Raw genomic sequence first — 22,608 nt, forward strand, 5'->3', positions numbered from 1 at the left:
ATTCAGTCAAGGGCGACGACGAAAGGTCGGGTACGATGCGACAGGCCTCGCTTTGTGCCGCAACCTGCCAGCCTCAATCTCCTCCCTTGAGGGGAGAGATTGTGGGCTGCGAGGCCAGCTTTTCAAAGCGGCCCTTTTGCTTTCTGAACAGCTCAGCTCCGCCCCTCGCGCCACCATGTCGCGGAGATCAGGGCGAGGAGGGCTGCAAGGCCGAGGAGGCCATTGAAGAGCGGCAGGGAGCGGATGCTTTCGAGCCTTGTGTCGGCGGTTTCCACGATCGGCATGTAGCTGTCATTGCCGGGTCGGACCGGGCCACTCACAAGGCGGACTGGCGGCATGCCGTCGGCTATGCGTTGGGTCAGTCCGCCGGTTTGCGCTGAAAGCGGGGCGAGGGTGTCGGTCGTCGAGATCATGCCCTTGAACTCCGGCGCATCCGGATCGCCGACATTGACAAGGCGCTGAAGATCGCCGTTCGCAACGGTGAACAGTCCCATCTCATCGACCCGGGTTTCACCCCGGAAAAGGCCCGGCTCCGTTTCCGTGAGCGGGACCGTGATGCTCCGGCCCGAAGGCGTGGTCACGGTTGCGTCCGGCGCGCCGGCCTCCATGGTCTGGCGGGTGATCTCAAGCGTCTCGCCATCGACGGCAGCGGAAAGCGTTTCCTCCTCCAGCGCCGGCTCCTTCATCAGCCAGTGGGCGATGCGGCGGTAGAGCGGAACATAGGGGCCGCCGCCCTCGAAGCCGCGCGCCCAGAGCCAGCCCTGGTCGGAGAGGAATTCGGCGACGCGGCCTTCACCTTCGCGCGAAAGCACCAGCAGCGGCGCGCCATCGGCGGCCGTCATCACGGTTTCCCCGCGCGCCGGGCCGACCGGGATCGAGCGGAACCACCGCCCCCAGGCCGGCGGCTCGGAGCCGCTGCCGGGCAGATCGCGGGTGACGGGATGGCGCTCGCCGGTCTCGGAGATCTCGGGAAAGTAGCCGCCCTCGGCAAGATCTCCGGTCGGGATTGCCGGCAGCACGGCAGAAAGCGGCGTGTCGGCGATCGATTCCGGCCCCGCGATCTCCGGTCCAGCCGCCACCAGCAGCGCGCCGCCATTCAGCACATATTGGGCGATATTGTCATAGTAGAGCAGGGGCAGCACGCCGCGGTTCTGGTAGCGGTCGAAGATGATCAGGTCGAAATCGTCGATCTTGTCGACGAACAGTTCGCGCGTCGGAAAGGCGATCAGCGAAAGCTCGTTGATCGGCGTGCCGTCCTGTTTTTCCGGCGGGCGCAGAATGGTGAAATGCACGAGATCTACGGAGGCGTCGGATTTCAAGAGGTTGCGCCACGTGCGCTCGCCCGAATGCGGCGAGCCCGAGACCAGCAGCACGCGCAGGTTCTCGCGGATGCCCTCGACGATCTGGACGGCGCGGTTGTTGATAGTAGTCAGCTCGCCATCGACCGGCGCGACGGAGAGCTCGAGAATGTTCTCGCCGCCATTGTCGATGTCGAAGACATAGCGCGTCGGCAGGTTGGTGCCGACCAGCATCTCGGCCGCGATCTGGCCGTTGATGCGCGCCGTCACCTTGGCCGGTCCGCTTGTGTGTTCGTCCACCGGCCCGTCATCGACCACGGTGAATTCCACCGGCAGGCTGTCGCCGACAAGGCCGAAGCGCGGCGCCTCGTTTATTTCGATCCGGCGGTCATATTCGCTGTCGGTCCCGGTCACCAGAGCGTTGAGCGGCATTGCGCCGGGCAGACCCTCGGCATTGTCCGGCAGGTCATGGATCTGGCCGTCGGTGATCAGGAAGGCCGCGCCCAGCCGGCTCGGCGGCACATCGCGCACGGCCTCGGAGAGGGCTTGGAAGGCAAGCGTTTCGGCGCGGCCGTTCTCGTCGGCGGTCGCGACATCGACCACCCGCGGCTCCACCATCGGATCGTCGGCGAGCCGCGCCTGAAGGGCGGCCAAGGCCGCGTCGGTCTGGCCTTCGCGCTCGCCGGTCAACTGGCTCTGGCTGCGGTCGACCACGATCGGCACGATGGTCGTGAGCGCCGAGCGTTCCTCGCGGCTGATGGTCGGATTGGCAAGCGCCGTCACCAGCAGCAGGCCGGCGGCGGCGCGCAGCGTGGTTGCCCGCATGCGAGTGAGGTAGCCCGCGGCCATCAGCGCAAGCACGAGGGCGAGCGCGGTATAGATCGCCCAGAGCGGCAGAAGCGGTGCGAAGGTCAGCGCCATTATTGCCCCAGCCTTTCCAGGAGGGCAGGGACATGCACCTGGTCGGCCTTGTAGTTGCCGGTCAGCATGTACATCACGATGTTGACGCCGGTGCGATAGGCATATTGGCGCTGCATCGGGCTCTCCGGCACGGTTGGCAGCATCGGCGTCGAATCGGGATTGGTGGCCCAGGCGCCGGCGAAGTCATTGCCGGTGATCAGGATCGGTGATACCCCGTCGCCGCCGCTCGTGACGATGTTGCCCACCGCATCCTCGCCGGCGCGCGCCTCGACCCAGAGCGGCGAGCCGTCATAGCGGCCGGGGAAATCGGAAAGCAGGTAGAACGAGCGCGTCAGCACATGGTCTTCCGGCACGGGTTCCAGCGGCGGCACGTCGATATTGTCGAGGATCTGGCGCAGCCGCGCCGTATTCGGGCTGACGGCGTTCTGGCCAAGCGGCGAATACTGGTCGCGGGTGTCAAACAGCACGGTGCCGCCATTGCGCATATAGGCCTCGATCCCGGCAATCGCCTCTTCGGAGGGCATCGGCGCCGTGGCGGAGATCGGCCAGTAGATCAGGGGATAGAAGGCCAGTTCCTCGCTCGCCGGATCGACGCCGACGGGGTCGCCGGGCTCCAGCGCCGTGCGGTAGGAGATATAGTCGGAAAGGCCCTTCAGCCCGCGCTCGGAGATGCGGTCGACCTCGTCCTCGCCGGTGACGACATAGGCGAGGTGGGTTTCGTAGAGCAGATCGGCGATCGCCGCATCGTCCATCTGCGCGCGAGCCGGCGGCGCCGCGCCGAGATAAAGCGGGATCGCCAGGGCGCAGGCCGCGAGGATCGCAGCCGACATCGCGGTGCGGCGCGGGCGCAAGGCCCGGAACGCGCCGTTCATGGCCAGCATGATGATGCCGTCGATAATCAGCAGAGCCATCGCGGCGGCCAGCAGCCAGGGTTTCAGGCTGAAGGCGCGGGCATCGCCGATTTGCACAATCCTGACCCCATCGCCAAAGCCGGAAATGTCGACCGGCGCAAGCTGATCGCCCGCCTCAAACAGGTTCAGCGCCGTGAAGCCGTCCGGCGAGCCATAGAGGCCGGGCGGGTGTTCCGCCGTTGCCGAGGTCGGTCCGCCCGGAACGGCAAGCGGCTTGGCGTCGGCCACATCGCTGGTGAGCGTGCCGTTGGCGGCTAGCAGCCGATAGGGGGAAAGCAGAACCTCAGCGCCCCCTTCGCCCTCTTCGGCCTGTCCCGCCCGCGACAGGTTGACGATCCGGCGCAGCATCTCGACGAAATAGCCGGAGATCGGCAGGTTCGACCAGTTGGGATCGGCGGAGGTATGAAACAGCACGATTCGGCCCTCGCCGAGCGTCCCTTCCGTCACCAGCGGCGTGCCGTCGGCAAGGCTTGCCCAGGTGTGCTCGGAAAGGGTGGGCGCGGGTTCGGCCAGCACCTGGCGGGTGACGGTGATGTCGTCGGGCACCGGCAGGCCGTAGAACGGGCTTTCGGGCGGAAACGGCGCCAGCGGCTGCGGCTCGCTCCAGCTCATCGCGCCGCCAAAGGCGCGCGCGCCGGAGCGAAGGCGCACCGGCAGAAGGCTGTCATCGCCCGAGGCAGCGGCAAGCCGTGGGCCGGCAAAGCGGATCAGCGTGCCGCCGGCCTCGACCCATTGCTGAAGCGCGGCATGGGCCTCCTCAGGCAGCGTGCCGACATCGCTCAGGATCAGGACGGAGGGGTTGCGATCGGTAAGTGCCGCGATCTCCTCGGGCAGCGTCGCCGCATCGCTCGTGATCAGGTCGGCATAGGGCGAGAGCGCCTGCTGCAGGTAGTAGCCGGAGGAGAGGAGCGGTTGTGCATCGTTCGCCGGACTGCCCGATATCAGCCCCACCCGCCGCCGCTTGAAGCCGTCATCGAGCAGATGGACAGCGCCGGCATTGGCCGCGCCATCGATCGCGACCCGGGCGAAGTCGTTGCGGACCTCAAACGGCGCGCGGATTTCGGCGGAAGCGGCCCCGGCACCGGCCTCGAAGACCAGCGGGGCGGAGGCGATCACCCGGCCCTGAAGGTCGTAGGCGTTGACCGTCATTTCCGCCGGCGAAGCGGTTTCCGCGCGGCTTGCGGTGATGCGGCTCGCGGTTGCGTCATTCTCGACATCGGTGAGGGCAGCGGGCAGGGCGCGCGGGGCGCTCAACACGATATTGTCCTCGGCGGAGGAAAGCATGGAAAATGCCGCCGCGTCATCGGGGCCTGCGAGGCCATCGCTGATGAAGGCGACGGTTGCCGGCGGGGTCTCGCCGAAGGCTTCGGAAAGCGCGGTCGCGGCGGCGAGCCGGTCGGGGCGCGCGGCGCGCGGTTCTGCGGCGGCAAGGCGCTGGCGCGCCTCGGTCGCGGAAACCGGCGTCGGATCATTCACGGGCTCTGCGGTGAACGCCATCATGATCGGCTGGTCGGCGTCGGCGGCCGCATCGATCAGGTTTTCGGCCGCGCGGGTGCGCGCCCGCCAGTCCTCGGCGCTGGCCCAGCCATTGTCGATCATCAGCGCCAGCGGGCCGCCGGTCGCGATCGTCGTACGTTCGGGGTCGATCACCGGATTGGCGATCGCGAGGATCACCAGCGCGGCGAGCGCCATGCGCAGCAATGTCAGCCACCACGGGCTTTTCGCCGGCGTCTCGTCGCGTTTGGCAAGCCGGAGCAGGATCGCAAGCGGCGGAAACACCTCGCGGCGCGGGCGCGGCGGCGTCAGCTTCAACAGCCACCAGATTGCCGGCAGAACCACCAGCGCGGCCAGGATGAGCGGGCTTGCGAATTCCATCACCGCACCCCTCTGCCGAGGCCGGCGAGACGCGTATGGATCGCGGTCAGCGCTTCGGAGGCGGGATGATCGGTATGATGGGTCACGAACGACCAGCCGGCATGGCGCGCGGTATCGGCGAGCACCGCCCGGCGGGCATGATATTCGGCGAGATAGGCGTCCTTCAGGCTTTCGGCCCGGCCGAGCGTCAGTTCGCGTCCGGTTTCGGGATCGGCGAATGCGGTACGGCCGCTATAGGGGAAGCTCTCCTCCGCCGGGTCCGCCACCTCGATGAGATGTGCCCTGAGCCCGCGTTCGGAAAGCGGCATGACTTGCGAAAACAGGGTATCCGGCTGATCCAGAAAATCGCCGATCATCACCAGTTCCGACGGGCCGCGCATCATCCGGGTCTGCGGCAGTTCAACGGGCAGATCGGTTGCCGATGCCAGCGCATGGGCAAGCTTTTCGGCGCCATTGCGGTTGGAGACCGGCTCCATAAGGCCGGGATAGCCGACGCGTTCGCCGGAGCGCAGCAGGGTCTCGGCAAGCGCCAGCAGGATCACCAGCGCGCGATGTTCCTTGGAAACCGGCGCAAGCTCCGAGCGGAAATGCATGGACGGGCTGAGATCGGCGAACAGCCAGACGGTGTGCGCGGCCTCCCATTCCATGTCGCGGACATAGGTGTGGTCGTCGCGCGCCGAGCGCCGCCAGTCGATGCGCGCCATTGATTCGCCCTGCGAATAGGGCCTGAACTGCCAGAAATTCTCGCCCGGACCCCGCCGCCTGCGCCCGTGCCAGCCGGTTATCACCGTGTTGGCGATCCGCCTTGCCTCGATCAGGCAATCCGGCAGCAGAGCGGCGCGCCGCCGGCCCTCGGCAAGGGCCGAGTTGCGGGCGGTCGGCGGTGTCGTTTGTCCGATTGCAGCCAATGGCAAGCCTGTCAGTTGAAATCGCGCTGGGCGATTGCGGCGATGACGTCGGTCACGGTCTTTCCTTCCGCGCGGGCGGAGAAGGTCAGCGCCATGCGGTGCTGCAGCACGGGGCCCGCAAGCGCGCGCACATCATCGACGGATGGCGCGAGCCGGCCCTGGTAAAGCGCGCGGGCGCGGGCCGTCAGCATCAGCGACTGGCCGGCGCGCGGGCCGGGTCCCCAGGCGACATCGCGATCGGTATCGGCGTGGCCTTCGCCGGGGCGTGCCGCGCGCACCAGCGCAAGGATCGCTTCCAGCACGCTTTCGCTGACCGGCATCTTGCGGATCAGCGTCTGGATTTCCATGAGCCGCGCGGCGCTCAGCACCGGGCTTGCTGTTCCCTCTTCAGCGCCCGTGGTTTCCAGCAGGATGCGGCGTTCGGATACGATGTCGGGATAATCGACATTGACCTGCAGCAGGAACCGGTCGAGCTGGGCTTCCGGCAGCGGATAGGTGCCTTCCTGCTCCAGCGGGTTCTGGGTGGCAAGCACGTGGAACGGGCGCGGCAGGTCGTAATGCTGGCCGGCTATGGTGACGGCATATTCCTGCATCGACTGCAGCAGCGCCGACTGGGTGCGCGGCGAGGCGCGGTTGATTTCATCGGCCATCAGCAATTGCGCGAACACCGGGCCCTTGATGAAGCGGAAGGCGCGGCGGCCGGCCTCGCTTTCCTCCAGTACTTCGGAGCCCAGAATATCGGAGGGCATCAGGTCGGGCGTGAACTGGATGCGGTTGCCGTCAAGACCGAGCACGGTGCCGAGTGTTGCGACAAGCTTGGTCTTGGCAAGCCCCGGCACGCCGACCAGCAGCGCGTGGCCGCCGGACAGGATCGAAAGCAGCACGTTTTCGACAACGCTTTCCTGCCCGTAGATGACTTTCGACACTTCCTCGCGCACGATCCTGATGTCGGCGAGCGCCTTTTCGGCCTCCGCCACGATCTCGTGCGTTTCCTTCGTGTCAATCGCGCCCATTTACATGTCTCCAAGGCCCATGGCCGGTTCGGGTCTCAGGCGGCGAAAAGGTGGAACGCTGCCTGTCGGGAAAGGATAATCACCTGCGGACGGCTGACAAGCCGGTTTGAAATGACTATTTCGAGAGGTGGCCATTTTGGTCCTGAAAGTGAGACGGAAAGATGACGCAAGGCAATATGGCGGGCGATGTCGGCGGGCTGGCTTCGGCCATTACGCGCCAGCTTGATGGCGGCAAATTGCGCAAGCCCGCGCCTGTGGACCGTTGGGAGCCGGACTTTTGCGGCGAGATCGACATGGAAATCAAGGCGGACGGGACCTGGTTCTATCAGGGCAGCCCCATCGGCCGCGCGGCCATGGCCCAGCTTTTTTCGACGGTCTTGCGCAAGGACGAGGACGGCGAGACCTATCTGGTAACGCCGGTGGAAAAGCTCAGGATCAGGGTGGAGGATGCGCCGTTCATCGCCGTCGGCATGGAAATCGAGGGGGAGGGGGACAGCCGGACGCTCGTGATTCGCACCAATATGGGTGATGTGGTGAAGGCCGGCCCCGATCATCCTCTGCGCTTTGCCGTCGGCGACGGTGATGACGGGCTGAGACCCTATGTACTGGTGCGCGGGCGTCTCGAGGCGCTGTTTTCGCGGGCGCTGACCTATGATCTGATGGCGCTGGGAGAGGAGATCGAGATCGACGGCAAGGCCATGTTCGCGATCCGCGCCGGCGGCATGGCATTTCCGGTGATGGCGATGGCGGAACTGGAGAAGCGCCTGTGAGGGAAACCGTCAAGGAAACGCCCTTTGCCGCAGGTGCTTTCCGAGAGCGCGCGCTCAGCCAGCGCGGGCGGCCGCCGGAGCATGCCATACGCGATCACGGCGATCACAAGCTCAATCCCGACCTGTTCGCTTACTACGAGGACCTCGACATGCGCGCCGCCGCGGTGCTGGTGCCGGTGGTCGATTATGGCGATGAGGCGCGGGTGATCTTCACCCGGCGCACCACCAAGCTGCGCAAGCATTCCGGCCAGATCGCCTTTCCGGGCGGCTCGATCGATCCGGATGATCGCTCGCCGGAGGATGCAGCCTTGCGCGAAAGCGAGGAGGAAATCGGGCTCGCCCGCCATTTCGTCCAGCCGGTCGCGCGGCTGCCGGACTATCTTGCCGGCAGCGGTTTCCGGATCACGCCGGTGCTTTCGGTGGTGCGACCCGGTTTTTCGCTGAAGATCAATCCGGACGAAGTCGACGCGGTATTCGAGGTTCCGCTCGGCTTCATCATGGATCCCGCCAATCATGCTCGCGGCTCCGCCATGCTGGGCGGCAAGGTGCGGCAATATTACGAAATCAAGTTCGGCGATCACCGGATATGGGGCATCACCGCCGGCATCGTCAGGACAATTTACGAAAGGCTTTACGCTTGACCAAGCTCTGCGATCAGGACTGGTTCGAAGACGATCGACTGAAGAGAGTTCTTGAAATCCTGAACGGCGAGGGCGGCGAAACCCGCATCGTCGGCGGCGCGGTGCGCAATGCGCTGATGGGCCAGCCGGTCGGCGATATCGACCTTGCGACGACGCTTTTGCCCGACGCCGTCATGGCCCGGGCGAAGGGCGCCGGCATGAAGGCGATCCCGACCGGGATCGATCATGGCACTGTCACCGTGGTCTGCGATGGCAAGCCCTTCGAGACGACCACGCTGCGCGCCGATGTCGAGACCTTCGGTCGCCATGCGACCGTGCGCTTCGGCACCGACTGGGCCGAGGACGCCGCGCGGCGCGACTTCACCATCAACGCGCTTTATGCCGATGCCGATGGCACGATAGTCGACCCGGTCGGCGGGCTTGCCGATATCGAGACGAAGACGGTGCGGTTCATCGGCGAGGCGGAAACGCGGATACGTGAGGACTATCTCCGGATCTTGCGGTTCTTCCGGTTCTTCGCCTGGTATGGCGGGGGCAGGCCGGATGCGGAAGGGCTGCGCGCCTCTGTCCGCGCGCGCGACGGTCTCGCCTCGCTTTCGGCCGAGCGGGTCTGGGCGGAAACCAAGAAACTGCTTGCCGCCCGCGATCCCTCGCGCGCACTGTTGTGGATGCGCCAGACCGGCATTTTGACCGCCATCGTGCCGGAAAGCGAGAAATGGGGGATCGACGCCGTTCCCGCGCTGATCGATTGCGAAGCCGCGCTCGGCTGGCAGCCGGACCCTTATCTGCGCCTCGCCGCGATCATTCCGCCCTATGACGTCCGCGTCACGGAGCTTGCCGACCGGCTGAAGTTCTCCAATGCCGAGCGCGCGCTCTTCCTCGCCTTCGCGACCGCGCCCGCCATCAGCGGCGCGACCACCGCGCCGGCATTGCGCAAGCTGCTTTACCGCAATGGCAGGGGTGGCATTTTCATCAGGCTGAAACTGGCGCTGGCGGTCGCGCGCGGCAAGGCCGGCGCGGGTGATCTCGAGGCCGCAGGCGAGGCCGGCAAGCTCGGGCAGCTGGTTGATCTGGCGGAGAGATGGGAAAAGCCGCAAATGCCGTTTTCAGGCGGCGATATCGTGGCGGCCGGGGTGTCGGCGGGGCCGGCGGTCGGCGACTTCATGAAAAAGCTGGAAGACTGGTGGATCGAGGGCGACTTCAAGGCTGACCGGGCAGCGCTGGCCGCCCGGCTCGATGCGCTTCGAACAGGCAAGGCCTAGGCCTTTTCCTCGTCCTTGATGCGCGCCTTTATGTTTTCGACCATATTCTCGCGAATAAAGGTCTCGCCATGGGTCGTCCTCATATGCTCGACGGCGCGACGAACGACTTCCGCCTCCTCGTCCGCACTGGCATGAAAGGTGCAGCCGGGTACGAGTGAACCGCAATCAAAGCGTTTCATGGTTTCCTCCTTGTGGTTGGCCTCCCAGCCGGCAAGGACCGGGAGGTCTTTGCTGCGTGCCGCACGATCGCGACTGGCCCGATCGGAGCCGTCATTGACGGCTCCTCATGTCAATGCTGGGCCCAGGTTTCGAACACGGCCGAACCCTCGCAGGGCCGGCGATGCCCGTGGGCCACATGGCCCGGACGTGCATTCTCCTCAGGCGCCGTAACCTTGCGCGGTTTCGGCCTCTGGTCGTGCTGTTTATGCCTGTATTCCTTGATGTCGACTTTCTTCGTCATTGTTCAGCTCCTCCCGAACAAGCTTACAATCAAGTCTTATAGAAACGTGGTGCAACAGCCCCATGAATGCAAGGTGAACAAGGCGATTGTTTGATGAAAAATTAACTGTAACGATTTAGAACTAAGGCCATCTCGTGACGGGCGGCAGCGAGGACAGGATTGCCTCGATATTGCCGCCGGTTTTCAGCCCGAAAACCGTCCCGCGATCGTAGAGCAGGTTGAACTCCACATAGCGCCCGCGGCGGATCAACTGCTCGTCGCGATCCTGCGATGTCCATTCGTGATTGAAGTTGGAGCGCACGATCCGCGGATAGACCAGGTTGAATGCCCGGCCGATATCCTGAACGAAGGCGAAATCGGCCTCGAGCCCGCCCTTTTCATCCGCCGAATGCTGCCAGTCGAAGAAAACACCGCCGATGCCGCGCGCCTCCTTGCGGTGGGGCAGGTAGAAATACTCGTCGCACCATGTCTTCAGCTTCTTGTAGTCGATGACGGCCTGATGACGGTTGCAGGCGATCTCCATGGCCCGGTGAAACAGCATGCTGTCGGGGTCTTCCTGCTTGCGCCGGCGGGCAAGCACGGGCGTCAGGTCCGCGCCGCCGCCGAACCACCAGCTTTTGGTGACGATCATGCGGGTGTTCATGTGCACGGCCGGCACATGCGGGTTGACGGGATGGGCGATCAGCGAAATGCCGCTTGCCCAGTAGCGCGTCTCCTCATCGACGCCCGGCATATTGGCGGCCATCTCCGGCGAAAACGTGCCCTCGACGGTGGAGGTGTGGACCGCAGCCTTCTCGAACACGCGGCCATGCATGGTCGACATCCGGCCGCCGCCCTCACCGTTTTCGCGGGTCCAGTCCTTGACCTCGAAACGGCCGGGCTCGAGATCGCTCATCGGGCCGGTCAGTTCCCGCTCCAGCGCCTCGAAGCCGGCGCAGATCGTGTCCCGGAGGCTTTCGAACCAGGCTTTCGAGGCGGCTTTTTTCTCTTCGATGTCGTCCGGCAGACCCACGGGCAATTGCGGCCGTTCCATAGATGCACTCCACTCAAGACTGAAACGCCCGTTGGACCGGGCTTTTGATTTGACTCGCAAACTTCAGATGAAAACCTTATCTTCTTTGAAGAATGAAGGATAGCGTGATGGCCAATGTTCCAAAGCCGCCTTCAATGGCGGGGCTGAAAAAGCGCATCCGGGAGCACCGGGCGCAGGAAAAGAGCGACGGGTTCGTGCGCGAGCGCTATTGCCTTGCCCGCGAGGATGCCCGCGCCAAGGCGCGCGAGTGGTTCCAGAGCTATCCCAAGGCCGCCTACTGGACCGAGGTCGAAAGCTGGCGCGTGACGGGCGACGACCGGATCGAGTTCACCATGCGGCGGCTGTCTTCCGCCGATTGAGCGCGATCAGGAAAGCCTTGCAAACCCGCCGGTCTGGCGCATCGCCTCGGCCGTTACGATCCCTGCCGAGACCGCGAGATTGATCGAGCGCTGCCCGTCCGCCATCAGAATCCGTATCCGATGGTCGGCGGCCTCATGGACATGGTCCGGCACGCCGGCGCTCTCGCGGCCGAAGAGCAGGATGTCGTCCGGCCGATAGGCAAACTCGGTATGGCCAACGCTCGCCTTGGTCGAGGCCAGAACGAGCCGCCGGCCACTGTCGCGCCGGAAGGCCTCGAAAGCCTCCCAGTCGATATGCCGGGTCAGCACGGCGGCGGCGATGTAATCAAGGCCCGCCCGCTTCAGGTTCCTGTCGGACAGCGCGAACCCCGCCGGCTCGATGATATCGACGGCAAGGCCGAGGCAGGCGGCAAGCCTGAGGATCGTGCCGGTATTGCCGGCGATATCCGGCTGGTAAAGGGCAATGCGGAGGGTCATCAGCGTTGTCTACGTCGGAATGCCGGGTGTCTCAAGGCTCATATGACCCCGAGAAGTCTCCACCACAGGAAGTCGAGGGGAACCAGGATCAGCGCGGTGATCGCCGCCAGCGGTACGAGGATCTTCATCAGCTTGGCCACCGGCTGCTCGGTCACCTGCATGCCAACCATCAACGGCGCTGACTGGTAGGGAAACAGAATGGTCGAGAAGCCGATGACCTGCGTCATCAAAACCGCCATCACGCTGAAGCCGGTCAGTTCTGAGAGCTCGCCCGCCATCGGGGTCAGAACGGCCGGCACGCCGGGCAGGATCGAGATCACGCCGACCACGAAGGCGATCAGCGACAGCGACATGAAGTTCAGGAAATCGTGGCCAGGCTCGAGCGGCAGGACGCGCTCCATCCCATGGGCGATCACGATGCCGAGACCTGTGTAGTTGACGACCGCGCCCAGCGCCAGAAACCCGCCCATGAACAGCAGCACGCTGAAATTCACATGCTTGTCGAATTCGGCCGGCCCGACAGGCCCCACGCCCGGCCACAGCAAGGCGATCGAGGCGGCAATGCCGACCCAGGCCGGATTGATGCCGTGGAACGTATCGGTCATCCAGAAGGCAAGCGTGGTGACGAGAATGACGACGACATACCATTGCCGCCAGCCGAGCGGGCGCGATGCGGCCTTCGCATTGCCGCCGGCGCTTTTCTGCCGCGGCGTATCGGGAAAGATGCGCACGATCAGCACGACCATGATCAGGCTTTTCAAAAGCCCCAGGATCGGGAAATGCAGAGCCATGTAATAGGCATAGGTCAGGTCGATGCCATAGATCGTCTGCGCGGCGCCGGCCAGAACGAGATTGGGCACGTTGGACGGCAACAGCGCGAAGCCGGGAATATGGCAGGCGAAGGTAACCGCGATGGCAATCGCTGTTCGGCCGGTCGTTCCCTTCTCAAAGCCCAGGCCATCGGCAAGGGCGGCGGCAATCGGCCAGAGCAGGAAGAACCGTCCGAGCGATGAAGGCATCACGAAGGACAGCACGATCGCGATCGCGAATATGCCGGAGATCAGAAACGCGTAGCTACCTGAAAAGCGTCCGAGCAGGGCGGAGCCGATCCTTTCACTGAGGCCGGAGCTCTTGATCGCCGCAGCAATCAGAAGCCCTGAGAAGATCAGCCACATAGCTGCCGAATGGAACCCGGAAAACACCATTTCCGGCGGCGCGAGCTTCAGCACCAGCGCGATGACAAAGAACAGGAGGCTCGCCAGATAGGGCGGCACAAGGCCGGTTGCCCAGAGGCTGAGCGTCACCAGCACGAGACCCAGCGTGCGGCTCTGATTGGCGGTCATGAAGGAGACTGGAAACAAGGCGAGGATGATCGCCAGCGTCGCAATGCCCGCGACGAGAAGTTTCTTGTAGGACGGCATCGGTAAGCCTTTGGATTGTTCTTTCGGTCAGTGTATGAGATCGGAAAGAACTGCGGAACTGCTACATGATGCCAAACGATATCGCGTTTCCGACAATTTTCTTCGAGGACGACTTCTTCGAGGACGAGGCGCCGGGATCGGTTCTCGACCCCGAGCGTCCCGTCATGGCGCGGGTGCGGCGCTGGAAGGCGGGCGAGGTCGGCCGCGAACTGCATTCCCACCCGCGCGGCCAGCTTTTGTGGGCGGAGGAGGGGATATTGCGGGTGCGCTCCGGCGGCACGCACTGGCTCGCGCCCTCCAGCCACTGCGTCTGGATACCGGGCGGCGTCGTGCATGCGGTGGCGATGGAAACCGATGTTTCGGCCTGTTTCATCTATATCGATCCCTCCGTGACGCGCGTCGACAAGAGCGCCTGCGAGGTACTGCACATGACCGCGCTGCTGCGGCATCTGATTCTCAGGTTTCGCGCGCTTGCGCTGGAGGAAGCGGCCGACAGGAGCGAACGGCTTTCGCGGCTGTCGGAAGTCATCATCGATGAACTGGCGACCCTGCCGTCCGCGCCCCTCAGTCTTCCCGCCGGCAGCGATCCGCGTCTCAAGCGCGTCACCGGCCGCCTGCTTGAAAGCCCGGACGATCACGCCAGCCTCGAAGAGTTGGCGCGCTCCTCGGGCGCGGGCGTGCGCACGTTGGAGCGTCTGTTTCGCCGCGAGACCGGGTTCAGCTTTTCCGAATGGCGCAGCCGGCTCAGGCTGATGGAGGCGGTCAACGATCTCGGTCACGGAAGGAGCAGTACGGAGATTGCAGGACGACTTGGCTATCAGAGCGTAAGCGCCTTCGTTGCCGCCTTTCGCCGCCACTTCGGGGTTCCGCCGCAATCCTATATGAAGGATGGTCCGCTCTGAACGGCGAAACGATCAGGCTGAGGGAAGGTTGCGCAGATAGTCGGCAAGCCAGTCGATTTCGGCTTCCACGGCGGCGAAGCGGTCGGTTTTCTCGATGCGCGTTGGTTGCGGCACATGGGCTCTCAGGTCGGCCATTGCCTGTTCGGCGCACGTGATCCGTTCCGGATCCGGCGGCGGCTCGCCGCTTTTGCATCCGTCGGCATAGGCGGAAATCGCATCGCACAGCCGTTCCGCGCCAACGACGGCGGGAAACCACGAAGCAGCCTCGCGGCCCGCCGGCGGCGGTTCGGCGCTCAGTTTCTGAAGCTGGGTGCGCAGGTCGGAAAGCTTGCGATAAGCGGCAAACTCCTCTTCTCCGAGGTTTTTGCCAACGCTTTCCGCGCCACTGCCGGAGGCTGCGGCGAGAAAATCCGCGACGGCTTGGTTTGATGCCGCAAAGGAGCTCGCGATCCTGATGCCCTGGGAGCGAGGCCAGATCAGGTAGCCGAAAACGAGCACGATCGCCGCGCCGACCAAGGTGTCGTCAAGCCGCTGCAGGCCGTAATGAAACGGCGCGGCGGGAACCGCGATCTCGATCATGAGCAGCACCACCGGGGTAAGCAGCACGACCTTCGCAGCATAGCTGCGCAGTGCCGCAAATGGCTGGAGAGCGGCAAGCACGGCGATGGCGGTGACCAGCCCGAGCCGGTCGGGGATCAGCTTGATCAGCGCCATCCCGATCAACACGCCGATGACCGTGCCGATGCTGCGGTGGACGGCGCGCACGAACACCGATCCAAAATCGGGCTTCATGATGATGGCGACGGTGATCGGCACCCAATAGGCATGATCGCCGGGGATGTAGCCCCCGGCGATTTCCGCAATGCCGATGCAAAGCGCCAGCCGCAGCGCAGCGTCGACAACCTCGCGCCCGACCACCAGCTTGCGAAGACCGGTCTGCAACGCGGCGCGCGAGAGACGCAGCGCGTGGCGGCGGGTCACATCGCCAGGCCCGTATTCGGCGGTGTTCGTTCGCCAGAGCGTATCGGAAAGCTGGCGGCAAAGCCGCGCAAGTTCGCCATCGCCCTCCAGCGACGGTTGGCGCGCCTTAGCCTCGTGCGCGTCTGCCACGGCATCGAGCATGTTGGCTGCGGTCTGCCGATCCTCGCGGTCGCGGTGCGCGCCGATGATCGCCATGGTCAGCTGGTGGGCGAGCGACAGCATGTTGGCGCTCCGTTCCATGTCCCGCGTGCGGCCGGCGTCGTGGCTGCGCTTTTCGATCAGCATGTCATACGCGGCCTTGGTCTGGTCGGTCACGGCGCGGCGGGCGGTCTCGGCAGCGGCACGGTCCCTGGCGCGTGCCAGATCCGCCAGCGCGCGGATGAGGTTTGCGCGCAATATGCGTTCGGGTCTGTCGTGGTCGGCCAGCGCATCGATGGCGAGCATGGCCGTGACCAGGGCGGCGCCCGCGGCAAAACAGGCGCCGACCGCCCATGCGGGCATCGCGCCCGGCGTGCTGGCGTGAACGATGGCGAGCACCAGCATGTAAAGCGCGCCGGTGGAAAACGCGGCGCCATAGCTGCTGATGATGCCGGAGGCGAAGCCGACAAGCACAAGGACAATCAAGGTCACCAAGCCGTGACCGGCTATTGCCGGTCCGATCAGGCACCCGGTCGCGCCGATCGCGGTGGAGATCGCGATCATTCGGAACCGTTCGCGATAGGGGCCGAGCCGGGTCGTGACCTCGGTCAGGAACGCGCCGAGGGCGGCATAGAGAAACGGCGCGATGTTGCCGGAAAGAACGCCGGCAAGAAGCGGCAGGCCGGTGCCGAGAGAAATGCGCAGGCAATGATGCCACGGTTTGTAGGGCGCATAGGCCAAAAGCCCGAGCTTGTGGTGCCAATCGGTTTTCAAACCCTGCATGCAAGTCTTTCTTCGCAACGTGACGGTTCGGCGATTATTGCCGGGGTTCCGCTTATTTGGAACCGTAACTTTCAAGCGCCTGCCATTCACAACCAGAGCTGATAGGTGCGATCACCTGCGTTGCCCGGCGGCAACACTAGCGTGTAAACGATCTCTCGAACGCCGTTTGAGGCTGGTCAAATTCCTGTCGCGGGCGTATAAGCGGCTCCGTTTTCAACGCCGGCAGAGGAGCGACCGCATGATGAATATCTGCAGCACTGTGTTGCTCCGCGTTCCACCACGCCGGCTCGCGTGACCTTTTACACGCCTCTTATACTTCCTAGATAATCAATCCCAACTGTTGCGGCCGTTTCGTTTTGGCCGCTGTTCCAGTCTCTGTCTCGTCCCGTGTCTGTGCGCCCCTGTGCCGCCGTTTTGGGTTTGAGGAGACCTATTGGAGTCCGATCATGTTTCGCTGGTTTGAAACCCGCCTGAATCCGTATCCTGCGGAATTGCCCGATACGCCGCCCAAGGGACTGTTCCCGTTTCTGTGGCATTATTCCAAGCCGGCAGCGCCCTGGCTTATCCTGATGTCCGTGGTTGCGGCCACGATCGCCTTTGCCGAAGTCTATCTGTTCCAGTTCCTCGGCGATATCGTCAACTGGCTGTCGACGGCCGACCGCTCGACCTTTCTGGCGGATGAGGGGTGGCACCTGTTCTTCATGGGCGCTCTGGTGCTCGTGGGATTGCCCCTGCTCACGGCATTCGGTTCGCTGCTGATCCATCAGGCGCTGATGCCCAACCTGCCGATGATCGGCCGCTGGCAGATGCACCGTTACGTTCTGCGCCACTCGATGAACTTCTACGCCAACGAGTTTGCCGGGCGGGTTTCGCAGAAGGTGATGCAGACCTCGCTGGCCGTTCGCGAAACGGTGATGAAGACGCTCGACATGTTCGTCTATGTGGTGAGCTATTTTGGGTCGATGATTTTCGTCGTCGCGGCGGCCGACGGGCGTCTGGTGATCCCGCTTCTGGTCTGGCTGGTGATCTACGGCATATTGCTGTGGTACTTCATCCCCCGGCTGAGAAGGATCTCGGCCGAGCAGGCCGATGCCCGTTCGCTGATGACCGGCCGTGTGGTCGACAGCTACACCAATATCGCCACGGTAAAGCTGTTTTCCCATGCGGGCCGCGAGGAGCAGTTCTCGAAGGAAGGCATGGACGGGTTTCTGGATACCGTCTACCGGCAGATGCGCCGGGTGACCCAGTTCCAGATCCTCGTCTATATCAACAACGCGATCGCTCTGTTCTCCGTTGGCGCGCTTGCGATCCACTTCTGGATGCAGGACACGATCACCGTTGGCGCCATTGCCCTGACGCTCGGTCTGGTCATGCGCATCGGCGGCATGTCGCAGTGGATCATGTGGGAAGTGACCGGGCTTTTTGAAAATATCGGCACCGTCTATGACGGCATGCAAATGATGACCAAGAAGCACGAGCTGACCGATGTCGAGAACGCGCCGGCCCTGACCGTTACCAAAGGCGAGATCGTCTATGACGATATCTCCTTCCATTACGGCAAGAAGGGCGGGGTGATCGAAGGTCTGTCGCTGACCATCAAACCGGGCGAAAAGGTCGGTCTCGTCGGCCGCTCCGGCGCGGGCAAAACCACGATGATGAACCTGCTGCTGCGCTTCTTCGATCTGGAGAGCGGGCGGATTACCATCGATGGCCAGGATGTGTCGAAGGTGGCGCAGGACAGCCTCAGGGAGAATATCGGCGTCGTGACGCAGGATACCTCGCTGTTGCACCGCTCGATCCGCGACAACATCGCCTATAGCCGCCCCGGCGCGAGCGACGAGGCGGTGATTGCGGCGGCCAAGCGCGCCAATGCCTGGGACTTCATCCAGGGCTTGAGCGACATGCACGGCCGGATCGGTCTCGACGCCCATGTCGGCGAACGCGGCGTCAAGCTCTCCGGCGGCCAGCGTCAGCGCATCGCGATCGCGCGCGTGTTCCTGAAGGACGCGCCGATCCTGGTGCTCGACGAGGCGACCTCGGCGCTCGATTCGGAAGTCGAGGCCGCCATCCAGGAAAGCCTGTTCGGGCTGATGGAAGGCAAGACGGTGATCGCGATCGCCCACCGGCTGTCGACGCTCACCGAGATGGACCGTCTGGTCGTGCTCGACAAGGGCGAAATCGTCGAGATGGGCACTCACGAGGAACTCGCCAACGGCCACGGCATCTACGCCGATCTGTGGCGCCGCCAGTCCGGCGGCTTCCTCGGCGGTGACGAAGATCTCATTGCCGATACCGCCGCTGAGTAAGTTGCGCCGGGCCCGCTGAAAGGCGGGCCCGGTTTTTTGATGAGCCCGTGCCTGTCGCCTGGAAGAAAACGGTTATGCAGGCTGACAGCCACACATGTTTGATAAACGCACGTTTCCGCGCCGGCCCGAATCCGTGTATGGCTGCATCATGATTTTCCGTCGCATCGCCCGCATCTTCGAAAACTGGATCGATCCGCTCGCCGACCGGCCGGTGGAGCAGCCGCCGGGCACGCTGCTCGGCTTCATCTGGTTCTATCTGCGGCAGGCGAAATGGCCGTTCTTCGTCATGCTGGTGCTTGGCGGCGGCACCGCGCTGATGGAGACGGCGTCGTTCTGGTTCATGGGCGTGCTGATCAACATTCTCGACGAAACCTCGCGCGAGGCCGGCTGGTCGGGCCTGATGGCGGCTCATGGCTGGGCGCTGATCGGCATGGCGTTTACCATGGTCGTGGTACGCGTGACGTTGCTCTCGGCCTCCATGCTGGTGGAGGAACAGACGATCACGCCCGGCTTCCAGAACATGGTGCGCTGGCAGTCCTATCGCTATGTCGCGCGCCAGTCGCTGACCTTCTTCCAGAACGATTTCGCAGGCCGGATCGTCACCAAGGTCTCGGCCGCCGGCCAGTCGATCGGCGATTTGATGTCGTCGCTCCTCCAGGTGGTCTGGTTCATGGCGATCTACACGATCTCGACCATGGCGCTGGTGGCCTCGCTCGACTGGCGGCTGGCGGCGCTGATCGCGCTCTGGATCGCGATCTTTGCAGTGCTTGCCCGCTATTTCGTGCCGCGCATCCGTCACAACGCGAAGGAACTGGCCGAGGTCAACTCGATGATGTCCGGCCGGCTTGTCGATTCGTTTTCCAATATCCTGACGCTGAAACTGTTCGGCAGCGACGAGGGCAATGACACCTATATCCGCCAGGGTTTCCAGCGGTTGATCGCGCAGATCCAGAAGTTTACCCGACTGATCACCGGCGTGCGGGCCGCGCTCAACTTGTTGTCCGGCGTGATGATCACCGCGATTGCGGCGCTTTCGGTGCAGCTCTGGTTCACCAGCGACATTTCCTCCGGCGCGGTCGCCTTCACGCTCGGTCTCGCGCTCAGGCTCTCCATGCTGCTCGGACGGCTGATGATGCAGTTGAACGGCATCATGCGTGCTATCGGAACGGTGCAGAATTCGGCCGAGATGATCGCCCAGCCGATCGGGTTGACGGACAAGCCGGATGCAAAAGCGCTGACCGTCAGCCATCCCGAAATCCGCTTCGAGAATGTGGCCTTCGGTTATGATGGCGCCGGGCCTGTGATCCGCAATCTTTCGCTCGCGATCGGGGCGGGGGAGAAGGTCGGGATTGTCGGGCGCTCCGGGGCCGGCAAGTCGACGCTGGTGAACCTGTTGCTGCGGTTCTACGATGTCGATGGCGGCCGCATCCTTATCGATGGCCAGAACATTGCCGATGTCACCCAGGAAAGCCTGCGCGCCCAGATCGGCATGGTGACGCAGGATACCGGCCTTTTGCACCGCGCCATCCGTGACAATATCCGCTTCGGCCGCGAGGAGGCCGATGACGACAGGCTGTGGGAAGCGGCGGAGCGGGCCGAGGCGGACAGCTTCATCGCCGACCTTTCCGACCTGCGCGGCCGCAAGGGGCTGGACGCTCATGTCGGCGAGCGCGGGGTCAAGCTCTCCGGCGGCCAGCGCCAGCGGATCGCGATTTCGCGCGTGATGCTGAAGAACGCGCCGATCCTGGTGCTCGACGAGGCGACATCGGCGCTTGATTCGGAGGTGGAGGCGGCGATCCAGTCCAATCTGATGAAGCTGATGGAGGGTAAGACCGTGCTGGCGATCGCCCACCGGCTGTCGACGATCGCAGCGCTCGACCGGCTGATCGTGATGGACAAGGGGCGGATCGTGGAACAGGGTACGCATGGCGAACTGATCGAGAAGAAAGGGCTTTACGCCTCGCTGTGGGACCGGCAGTCCGGCGGCTTTCTGCCCTCGTTCGAAGCGGAAGAGTGACGCGCCGGGACGCGTATAACCCCTCTTCGCCGTTCGCATTTCAGGCCCTTGCACGGGCTTGTCCTTTTGCTTGTGATTGAAATCTGTCAAACACTGGACATCGTTGGTGAACATGCATAAAACTTGGCGGATCAAATGGACGCTGCCACGCGCCTTCGCTGGTAGACATGCGGAGGAAGGACGGTCCTCGGTGGCAGCGGCATCAGCTATGGAGGGACAGCGGTGCAAGACGAGATTGTTTCGACGGATCATTCCGGCGAACCGACCCGGCGCGATTTTCTTTATCTGACTACCGGAATGGCCGCAGCCGTCGGGGCCGCGGCGGTCGCCTGGCCGTTTATCGACCAGATGCGACCCGACGCGTCGACCCTTGCGCTATCGACCGTGGAAGTGGATGTTTCGAGCCTCGAACCCGGCATGTCGCTGACGGTTAAGTGGCGCGGCAAGCCGGTTTTCATCCGCAATCGCACGGAACAGGAAATCGAGGAGGCCAAGGCCGTCCCGCTTTCCGACCTGAAGGATCCGGAAGCGCGCAACGAGAACCTGCCCTCAGGCTCGCCCGCGACCGATGTCGATCGCTCGGCTGGAGAATCCAAGGAAAACTGGATCGTGATGATCGGTTCCTGCACCCATCTCGGCTGCATACCGCTCGGTCAGGCCGGTGATTTCGGCGGGTGGTTCTGTCCCTGTCATGGCTCGCATTACGATACGGCGGGCCGTATCCGTAAGGGGCCTGCGCCGCAGAACCTCGCCATTCCGCTATACGAATTTACGGCCGATACCGTGATCAGGATCGGTTGAGGGGGAGAGACTGTTTCATGAGTGGACACTCAAGCTATGTGCCGTCGAACGGCGTGTCGAAATGGGTGGATTCGCGTCTGCCGCTGCCCCGCATGCTTTACGACAGCTTCGTTTCCTATCCGGTACCGCGTAATCTGAACTACGCTTACACATTCGGCGCCATGCTGTCGGTGATGCTGATCGTTCAGATCGCCACCGGCGTCGTGCTGGCCATGCATTATACCGCCTCCACCGGCGCCGCCTTCCTCTCGGTCGAGAAGATCATGCGCGACGTCAATTATGGCTGGCTGCTGCGCTACATGCACGCCAATGGCGCGTCGTTCTTCTTCATCGCCGTCTACCTGCACATTGCGCGCGGGCTTTACTACGGCTCCTACAAGGCGCCGCGTGAAATCCTCTGGATGCTCGGCGTGGTGATCTATCTGCTGATGATGGCCACCGGCTTCATGGGTTACGTTCTACCCTGGGGGCAGATGTCGTTCTGGGGCGCCACCGTCATCACCGGCTTCTTCACCGCCTTCCCGTTGATCGGCGACTGGGTGCAGCAGCTCCTCCTCGGCGGCTTTGCCGTTGGCGAGCCGACGTTGCAGCGTTTCTTCGCGCTGCACTACCTGCTGCCGTTCATGATCGCCGGCGTCGTGATCCTGCATATCTGGGCGCTGCACGTGACCGGGCAGACCAACCCGACCGGGATCGAGGTCAAGCAGAAGAGCGACACCGTCGCCTTCACGCCCTATGCGACCGTCAAGGATGCGCTCGGCGTGACCGTGTTCCTGATCGTCTACGCCTGGTTCATCTTCTACATGCCGAACTTCCTCGGTCATCCGGACAACTACATTCCGGCCGATTCGATGAAGACCCCGTCGCATATCGTTCCGGAATGGTATTACCTGCCGTTCTACGCGATGCTGCGCGCGATCACCTTCAATATCGGCCCGATCGACTCCAAGCTCGGCGGCGTGCTGGTGATGTTCGGCTCGATCCTGATCCTGTTCTTCCTGCCCTGGCTGGATACGTCCAAGGTGCGTTCGGCCGCCTACCGCCCCTGGTACAAGCTGTTCTTCTGGGTGTTCGTCGCCAATGCGATCATGCTTGGCTGGCTCGGCTCGCAGGCTGCCGAAGGCATTTTCGTGGTGCTTTCGCAGCTCGGCACGCTCTACTATTTCGGGTTCTTCCTCGTCATCATGCCGGTTCTGGGGCTTATCGAGAAGCCGACAAGGATACCGAATTCCATCACCGAGGCGGTGCTTGAAAAGGAAGCCGCCCGGAAAAAGCCAGCCGGTTCCGGCGTGTGAAGGGCGGGGGAAATATCATGAAGAAACTTGTTACCC

The 22,608-nt window shown here is 63.7% G+C and carries 19 protein-coding genes; 9 read left to right on the top strand and 10 right to left on the bottom strand.

Features of this window, described 5'->3' with window-relative positions; translation table 11 throughout:
* Positions 1-152: 152 nt before the first annotated feature.
* Genes V6765_RS06465 through V6765_RS06480 form a run of 4 tightly spaced genes read right to left on the bottom strand, consistent with a single transcriptional unit; the run spans position 153 to position 6,926 of the window.
* A complete protein-coding gene (locus V6765_RS06465) occupies positions 153-2,219 on the bottom strand; it encodes a hypothetical protein (protein ID WP_448427318.1) in 2,067 nt (688 codons plus the stop codon).
* Entirely contained in the window at positions 2,219-5,005 is a 2,787-nt protein-coding gene (locus tag V6765_RS06470) for a DUF4159 domain-containing protein (RefSeq protein WP_448427319.1), read from the bottom strand. The genes V6765_RS06465 and V6765_RS06470 overlap by 1 nt, the downstream gene beginning before the upstream one ends.
* The gene (locus V6765_RS06475; protein ID WP_448427320.1) at positions 5,005-5,913 is read right to left on the bottom strand and encodes a DUF58 domain-containing protein; all 909 of its coding nucleotides are present in this window, start codon (positions 5,911-5,913) and stop codon (positions 5,005-5,007) included. The genes V6765_RS06470 and V6765_RS06475 overlap by 1 nt, the downstream gene beginning before the upstream one ends.
* An 11-nt stretch (positions 5,914-5,924) precedes the next feature.
* Positions 5,925-6,926 carry an AAA family ATPase gene (locus V6765_RS06480; protein WP_448427321.1) on the bottom strand — a complete coding sequence of 334 codons (1,002 nt, stop codon included), beginning with the start codon at positions 6,924-6,926 and terminating at the stop codon, positions 5,925-5,927.
* Between the two features lie 161 nt (positions 6,927-7,087).
* Here V6765_RS06480 and V6765_RS06485 point away from each other — a divergent pair, with 161 nt between their 5' ends.
* Genes V6765_RS06485 through V6765_RS06495 form a run of 3 tightly spaced genes read left to right on the top strand, consistent with a single transcriptional unit; the run spans position 7,088 to position 9,599 of the window.
* Positions 7,088-7,696, top strand: coding sequence for a DUF1285 domain-containing protein (locus tag V6765_RS06485; RefSeq protein WP_448427322.1), 609 nt, complete (start codon positions 7,088-7,090; stop codon positions 7,694-7,696).
* Positions 7,693-8,337 carry an NUDIX hydrolase gene (locus V6765_RS06490; RefSeq protein WP_448427323.1) on the top strand — a complete coding sequence of 215 codons (645 nt, stop codon included), beginning with the start codon at positions 7,693-7,695 and terminating at the stop codon, positions 8,335-8,337. Before V6765_RS06485 ends, V6765_RS06490 begins: the two co-directional genes overlap by 4 nt.
* Positions 8,334-9,599 (top strand): CCA tRNA nucleotidyltransferase, encoded by a 1,266-nt coding sequence (locus tag V6765_RS06495; RefSeq protein WP_448427324.1) that lies wholly within the window; start codon positions 8,334-8,336, stop codon positions 9,597-9,599. The genes V6765_RS06490 and V6765_RS06495 overlap by 4 nt, the downstream gene beginning before the upstream one ends.
* Here the strand turns inward: V6765_RS06495 and V6765_RS06500 are convergent.
* The 3 genes from V6765_RS06500 to hemF form a co-directional block, all read right to left on the bottom strand.
* The gene (locus tag V6765_RS06500; protein ID WP_448427325.1) at positions 9,596-9,778 is read right to left on the bottom strand and encodes a DUF1059 domain-containing protein; all 183 of its coding nucleotides are present in this window, start codon (positions 9,776-9,778) and stop codon (positions 9,596-9,598) included. The genes V6765_RS06495 and V6765_RS06500 overlap by 4 nt on opposite strands.
* A 110-nt stretch (positions 9,779-9,888) precedes the next feature.
* On the bottom strand, positions 9,889-10,059 hold the full coding sequence (locus V6765_RS06505; protein ID WP_448427326.1) for a hypothetical protein: 171 nt from the start codon (positions 10,057-10,059) through the stop codon (positions 9,889-9,891).
* Between the two features lie 121 nt (positions 10,060-10,180).
* A complete protein-coding gene (gene hemF, locus V6765_RS06510; RefSeq protein ID WP_448427327.1) occupies positions 10,181-11,092 on the bottom strand; it encodes an oxygen-dependent coproporphyrinogen oxidase in 912 nt (303 codons plus the stop codon).
* A gap of 107 nt (positions 11,093-11,199) precedes the next feature.
* On the opposite strand from hemF, the gene V6765_RS06515 reads away from it, so the two are divergent.
* Positions 11,200-11,451, top strand: coding sequence for a hypothetical protein (locus V6765_RS06515; protein WP_230722005.1), 252 nt, complete (start codon positions 11,200-11,202; stop codon positions 11,449-11,451).
* Positions 11,452-11,457: 6 nt separating this feature from the next.
* Here V6765_RS06515 and V6765_RS06520 read toward each other — a convergent pair whose 3' ends face one another.
* Positions 11,458-11,931, bottom strand: coding sequence for a tRNA (cytidine(34)-2'-O)-methyltransferase (locus V6765_RS06520; protein ID WP_448427585.1), 474 nt, complete (start codon positions 11,929-11,931; stop codon positions 11,458-11,460).
* 35 nt (positions 11,932-11,966) lie between these two features.
* Complete coding sequence (locus V6765_RS06525; RefSeq protein ID WP_448427328.1) at positions 11,967-13,349, bottom strand: SLC13 family permease; 1,383 nt, start codon at positions 13,347-13,349, stop codon at positions 11,967-11,969.
* Between the two features lie 65 nt (positions 13,350-13,414).
* Between V6765_RS06525 and V6765_RS06530 the strand changes: the two genes are divergently transcribed.
* A complete protein-coding gene (locus V6765_RS06530) occupies positions 13,415-14,251 on the top strand; it encodes an AraC family transcriptional regulator (protein WP_448427329.1) in 837 nt (278 codons plus the stop codon).
* A gap of 12 nt (positions 14,252-14,263) precedes the next feature.
* On the opposite strand, the gene V6765_RS06535 is transcribed toward V6765_RS06530, so the two are convergent.
* Positions 14,264-16,153: an FUSC family protein gene (locus tag V6765_RS06535; RefSeq protein ID WP_448427330.1), complete on the bottom strand. Its 1,890-nt coding sequence runs from the start codon at positions 16,151-16,153 to the stop codon at positions 14,264-14,266.
* Positions 16,154-16,599: 446 nt separating this feature from the next.
* On the opposite strand from V6765_RS06535, the gene V6765_RS06540 reads away from it, so the two are divergent.
* The 4 genes from V6765_RS06540 (at position 16,600) to V6765_RS06555 (ending at position 22,572) form a co-directional block, all read left to right on the top strand.
* On the top strand, positions 16,600-18,459 hold the full coding sequence (locus V6765_RS06540) for an ABC transporter ATP-binding protein (protein WP_448427331.1): 1,860 nt from the start codon (positions 16,600-16,602) through the stop codon (positions 18,457-18,459).
* 94 nt (positions 18,460-18,553) lie between these two features.
* Positions 18,554-20,476 (top strand): ABC transporter ATP-binding protein, encoded by a 1,923-nt coding sequence (locus tag V6765_RS06545; RefSeq protein WP_448427332.1) that lies wholly within the window; start codon positions 18,554-18,556, stop codon positions 20,474-20,476.
* 222 nt (positions 20,477-20,698) lie between these two features.
* Positions 20,699-21,277, top strand: a complete 579-nt coding sequence (gene petA / locus V6765_RS06550) for a ubiquinol-cytochrome c reductase iron-sulfur subunit (protein WP_448427333.1) — start codon at positions 20,699-20,701, stop codon at positions 21,275-21,277.
* Between the two features lie 17 nt (positions 21,278-21,294).
* Positions 21,295-22,572, top strand: coding sequence for a cytochrome b (locus V6765_RS06555; RefSeq protein ID WP_448427334.1), 1,278 nt, complete (start codon positions 21,295-21,297; stop codon positions 22,570-22,572).
* Positions 22,573-22,608 lie beyond the last annotated feature (36 nt).

It is taken from the genome of Martelella sp. FOR1707 (assembly GCF_053484265.1).

Excerpts from the sequence above, each read along its gene's own strand:
- V6765_RS06515 (WP_230722005.1), top strand. The coding sequence starts at position 11,200 with ATGGCCAATGTTCCAAAGCCGCCTTCAATGGCGGGGCTGAAAAAGCGC.
- hemF (WP_448427327.1), bottom strand. The coding sequence starts at position 11,092 with ATGGAACGGCCGCAATTGCCCGTGGGTCTGCCGGACGACATCGAAGAG.
- V6765_RS06555 (WP_448427334.1), top strand. The coding sequence starts at position 21,295 with ATGAGTGGACACTCAAGCTATGTGCCGTCGAACGGCGTGTCGAAATGG.
- V6765_RS06545 (WP_448427332.1), top strand. The coding sequence starts at position 18,554 with ATGTTTGATAAACGCACGTTTCCGCGCCGGCCCGAATCCGTGTATGGC.
- V6765_RS06470 (WP_448427319.1), bottom strand. The coding sequence starts at position 5,005 with ATGGAATTCGCAAGCCCGCTCATCCTGGCCGCGCTGGTGGTTCTGCCG.
- V6765_RS06505 (WP_448427326.1), bottom strand. The coding sequence starts at position 10,059 with ATGACGAAGAAAGTCGACATCAAGGAATACAGGCATAAACAGCACGAC.
- V6765_RS06485 (WP_448427322.1), top strand. The coding sequence starts at position 7,088 with ATGACGCAAGGCAATATGGCGGGCGATGTCGGCGGGCTGGCTTCGGCC.
- V6765_RS06480 (WP_448427321.1), bottom strand. The coding sequence starts at position 6,926 with ATGGGCGCGATTGACACGAAGGAAACGCACGAGATCGTGGCGGAGGCC.
- V6765_RS06535 (WP_448427330.1), bottom strand. The coding sequence starts at position 16,153 with ATGCAGGGTTTGAAAACCGATTGGCACCACAAGCTCGGGCTTTTGGCC.
- V6765_RS06500 (WP_448427325.1), bottom strand. The coding sequence starts at position 9,778 with ATGAAACGCTTTGATTGCGGTTCACTCGTACCCGGCTGCACCTTTCAT.
- V6765_RS06525 (WP_448427328.1), bottom strand. The coding sequence starts at position 13,349 with ATGCCGTCCTACAAGAAACTTCTCGTCGCGGGCATTGCGACGCTGGCG.
- V6765_RS06530 (WP_448427329.1), top strand. The coding sequence starts at position 13,415 with ATGATGCCAAACGATATCGCGTTTCCGACAATTTTCTTCGAGGACGAC.
- V6765_RS06540 (WP_448427331.1), top strand. The coding sequence starts at position 16,600 with ATGTTTCGCTGGTTTGAAACCCGCCTGAATCCGTATCCTGCGGAATTG.
- V6765_RS06465 (WP_448427318.1), bottom strand. The coding sequence starts at position 2,219 with ATGGCGCTGACCTTCGCACCGCTTCTGCCGCTCTGGGCGATCTATACC.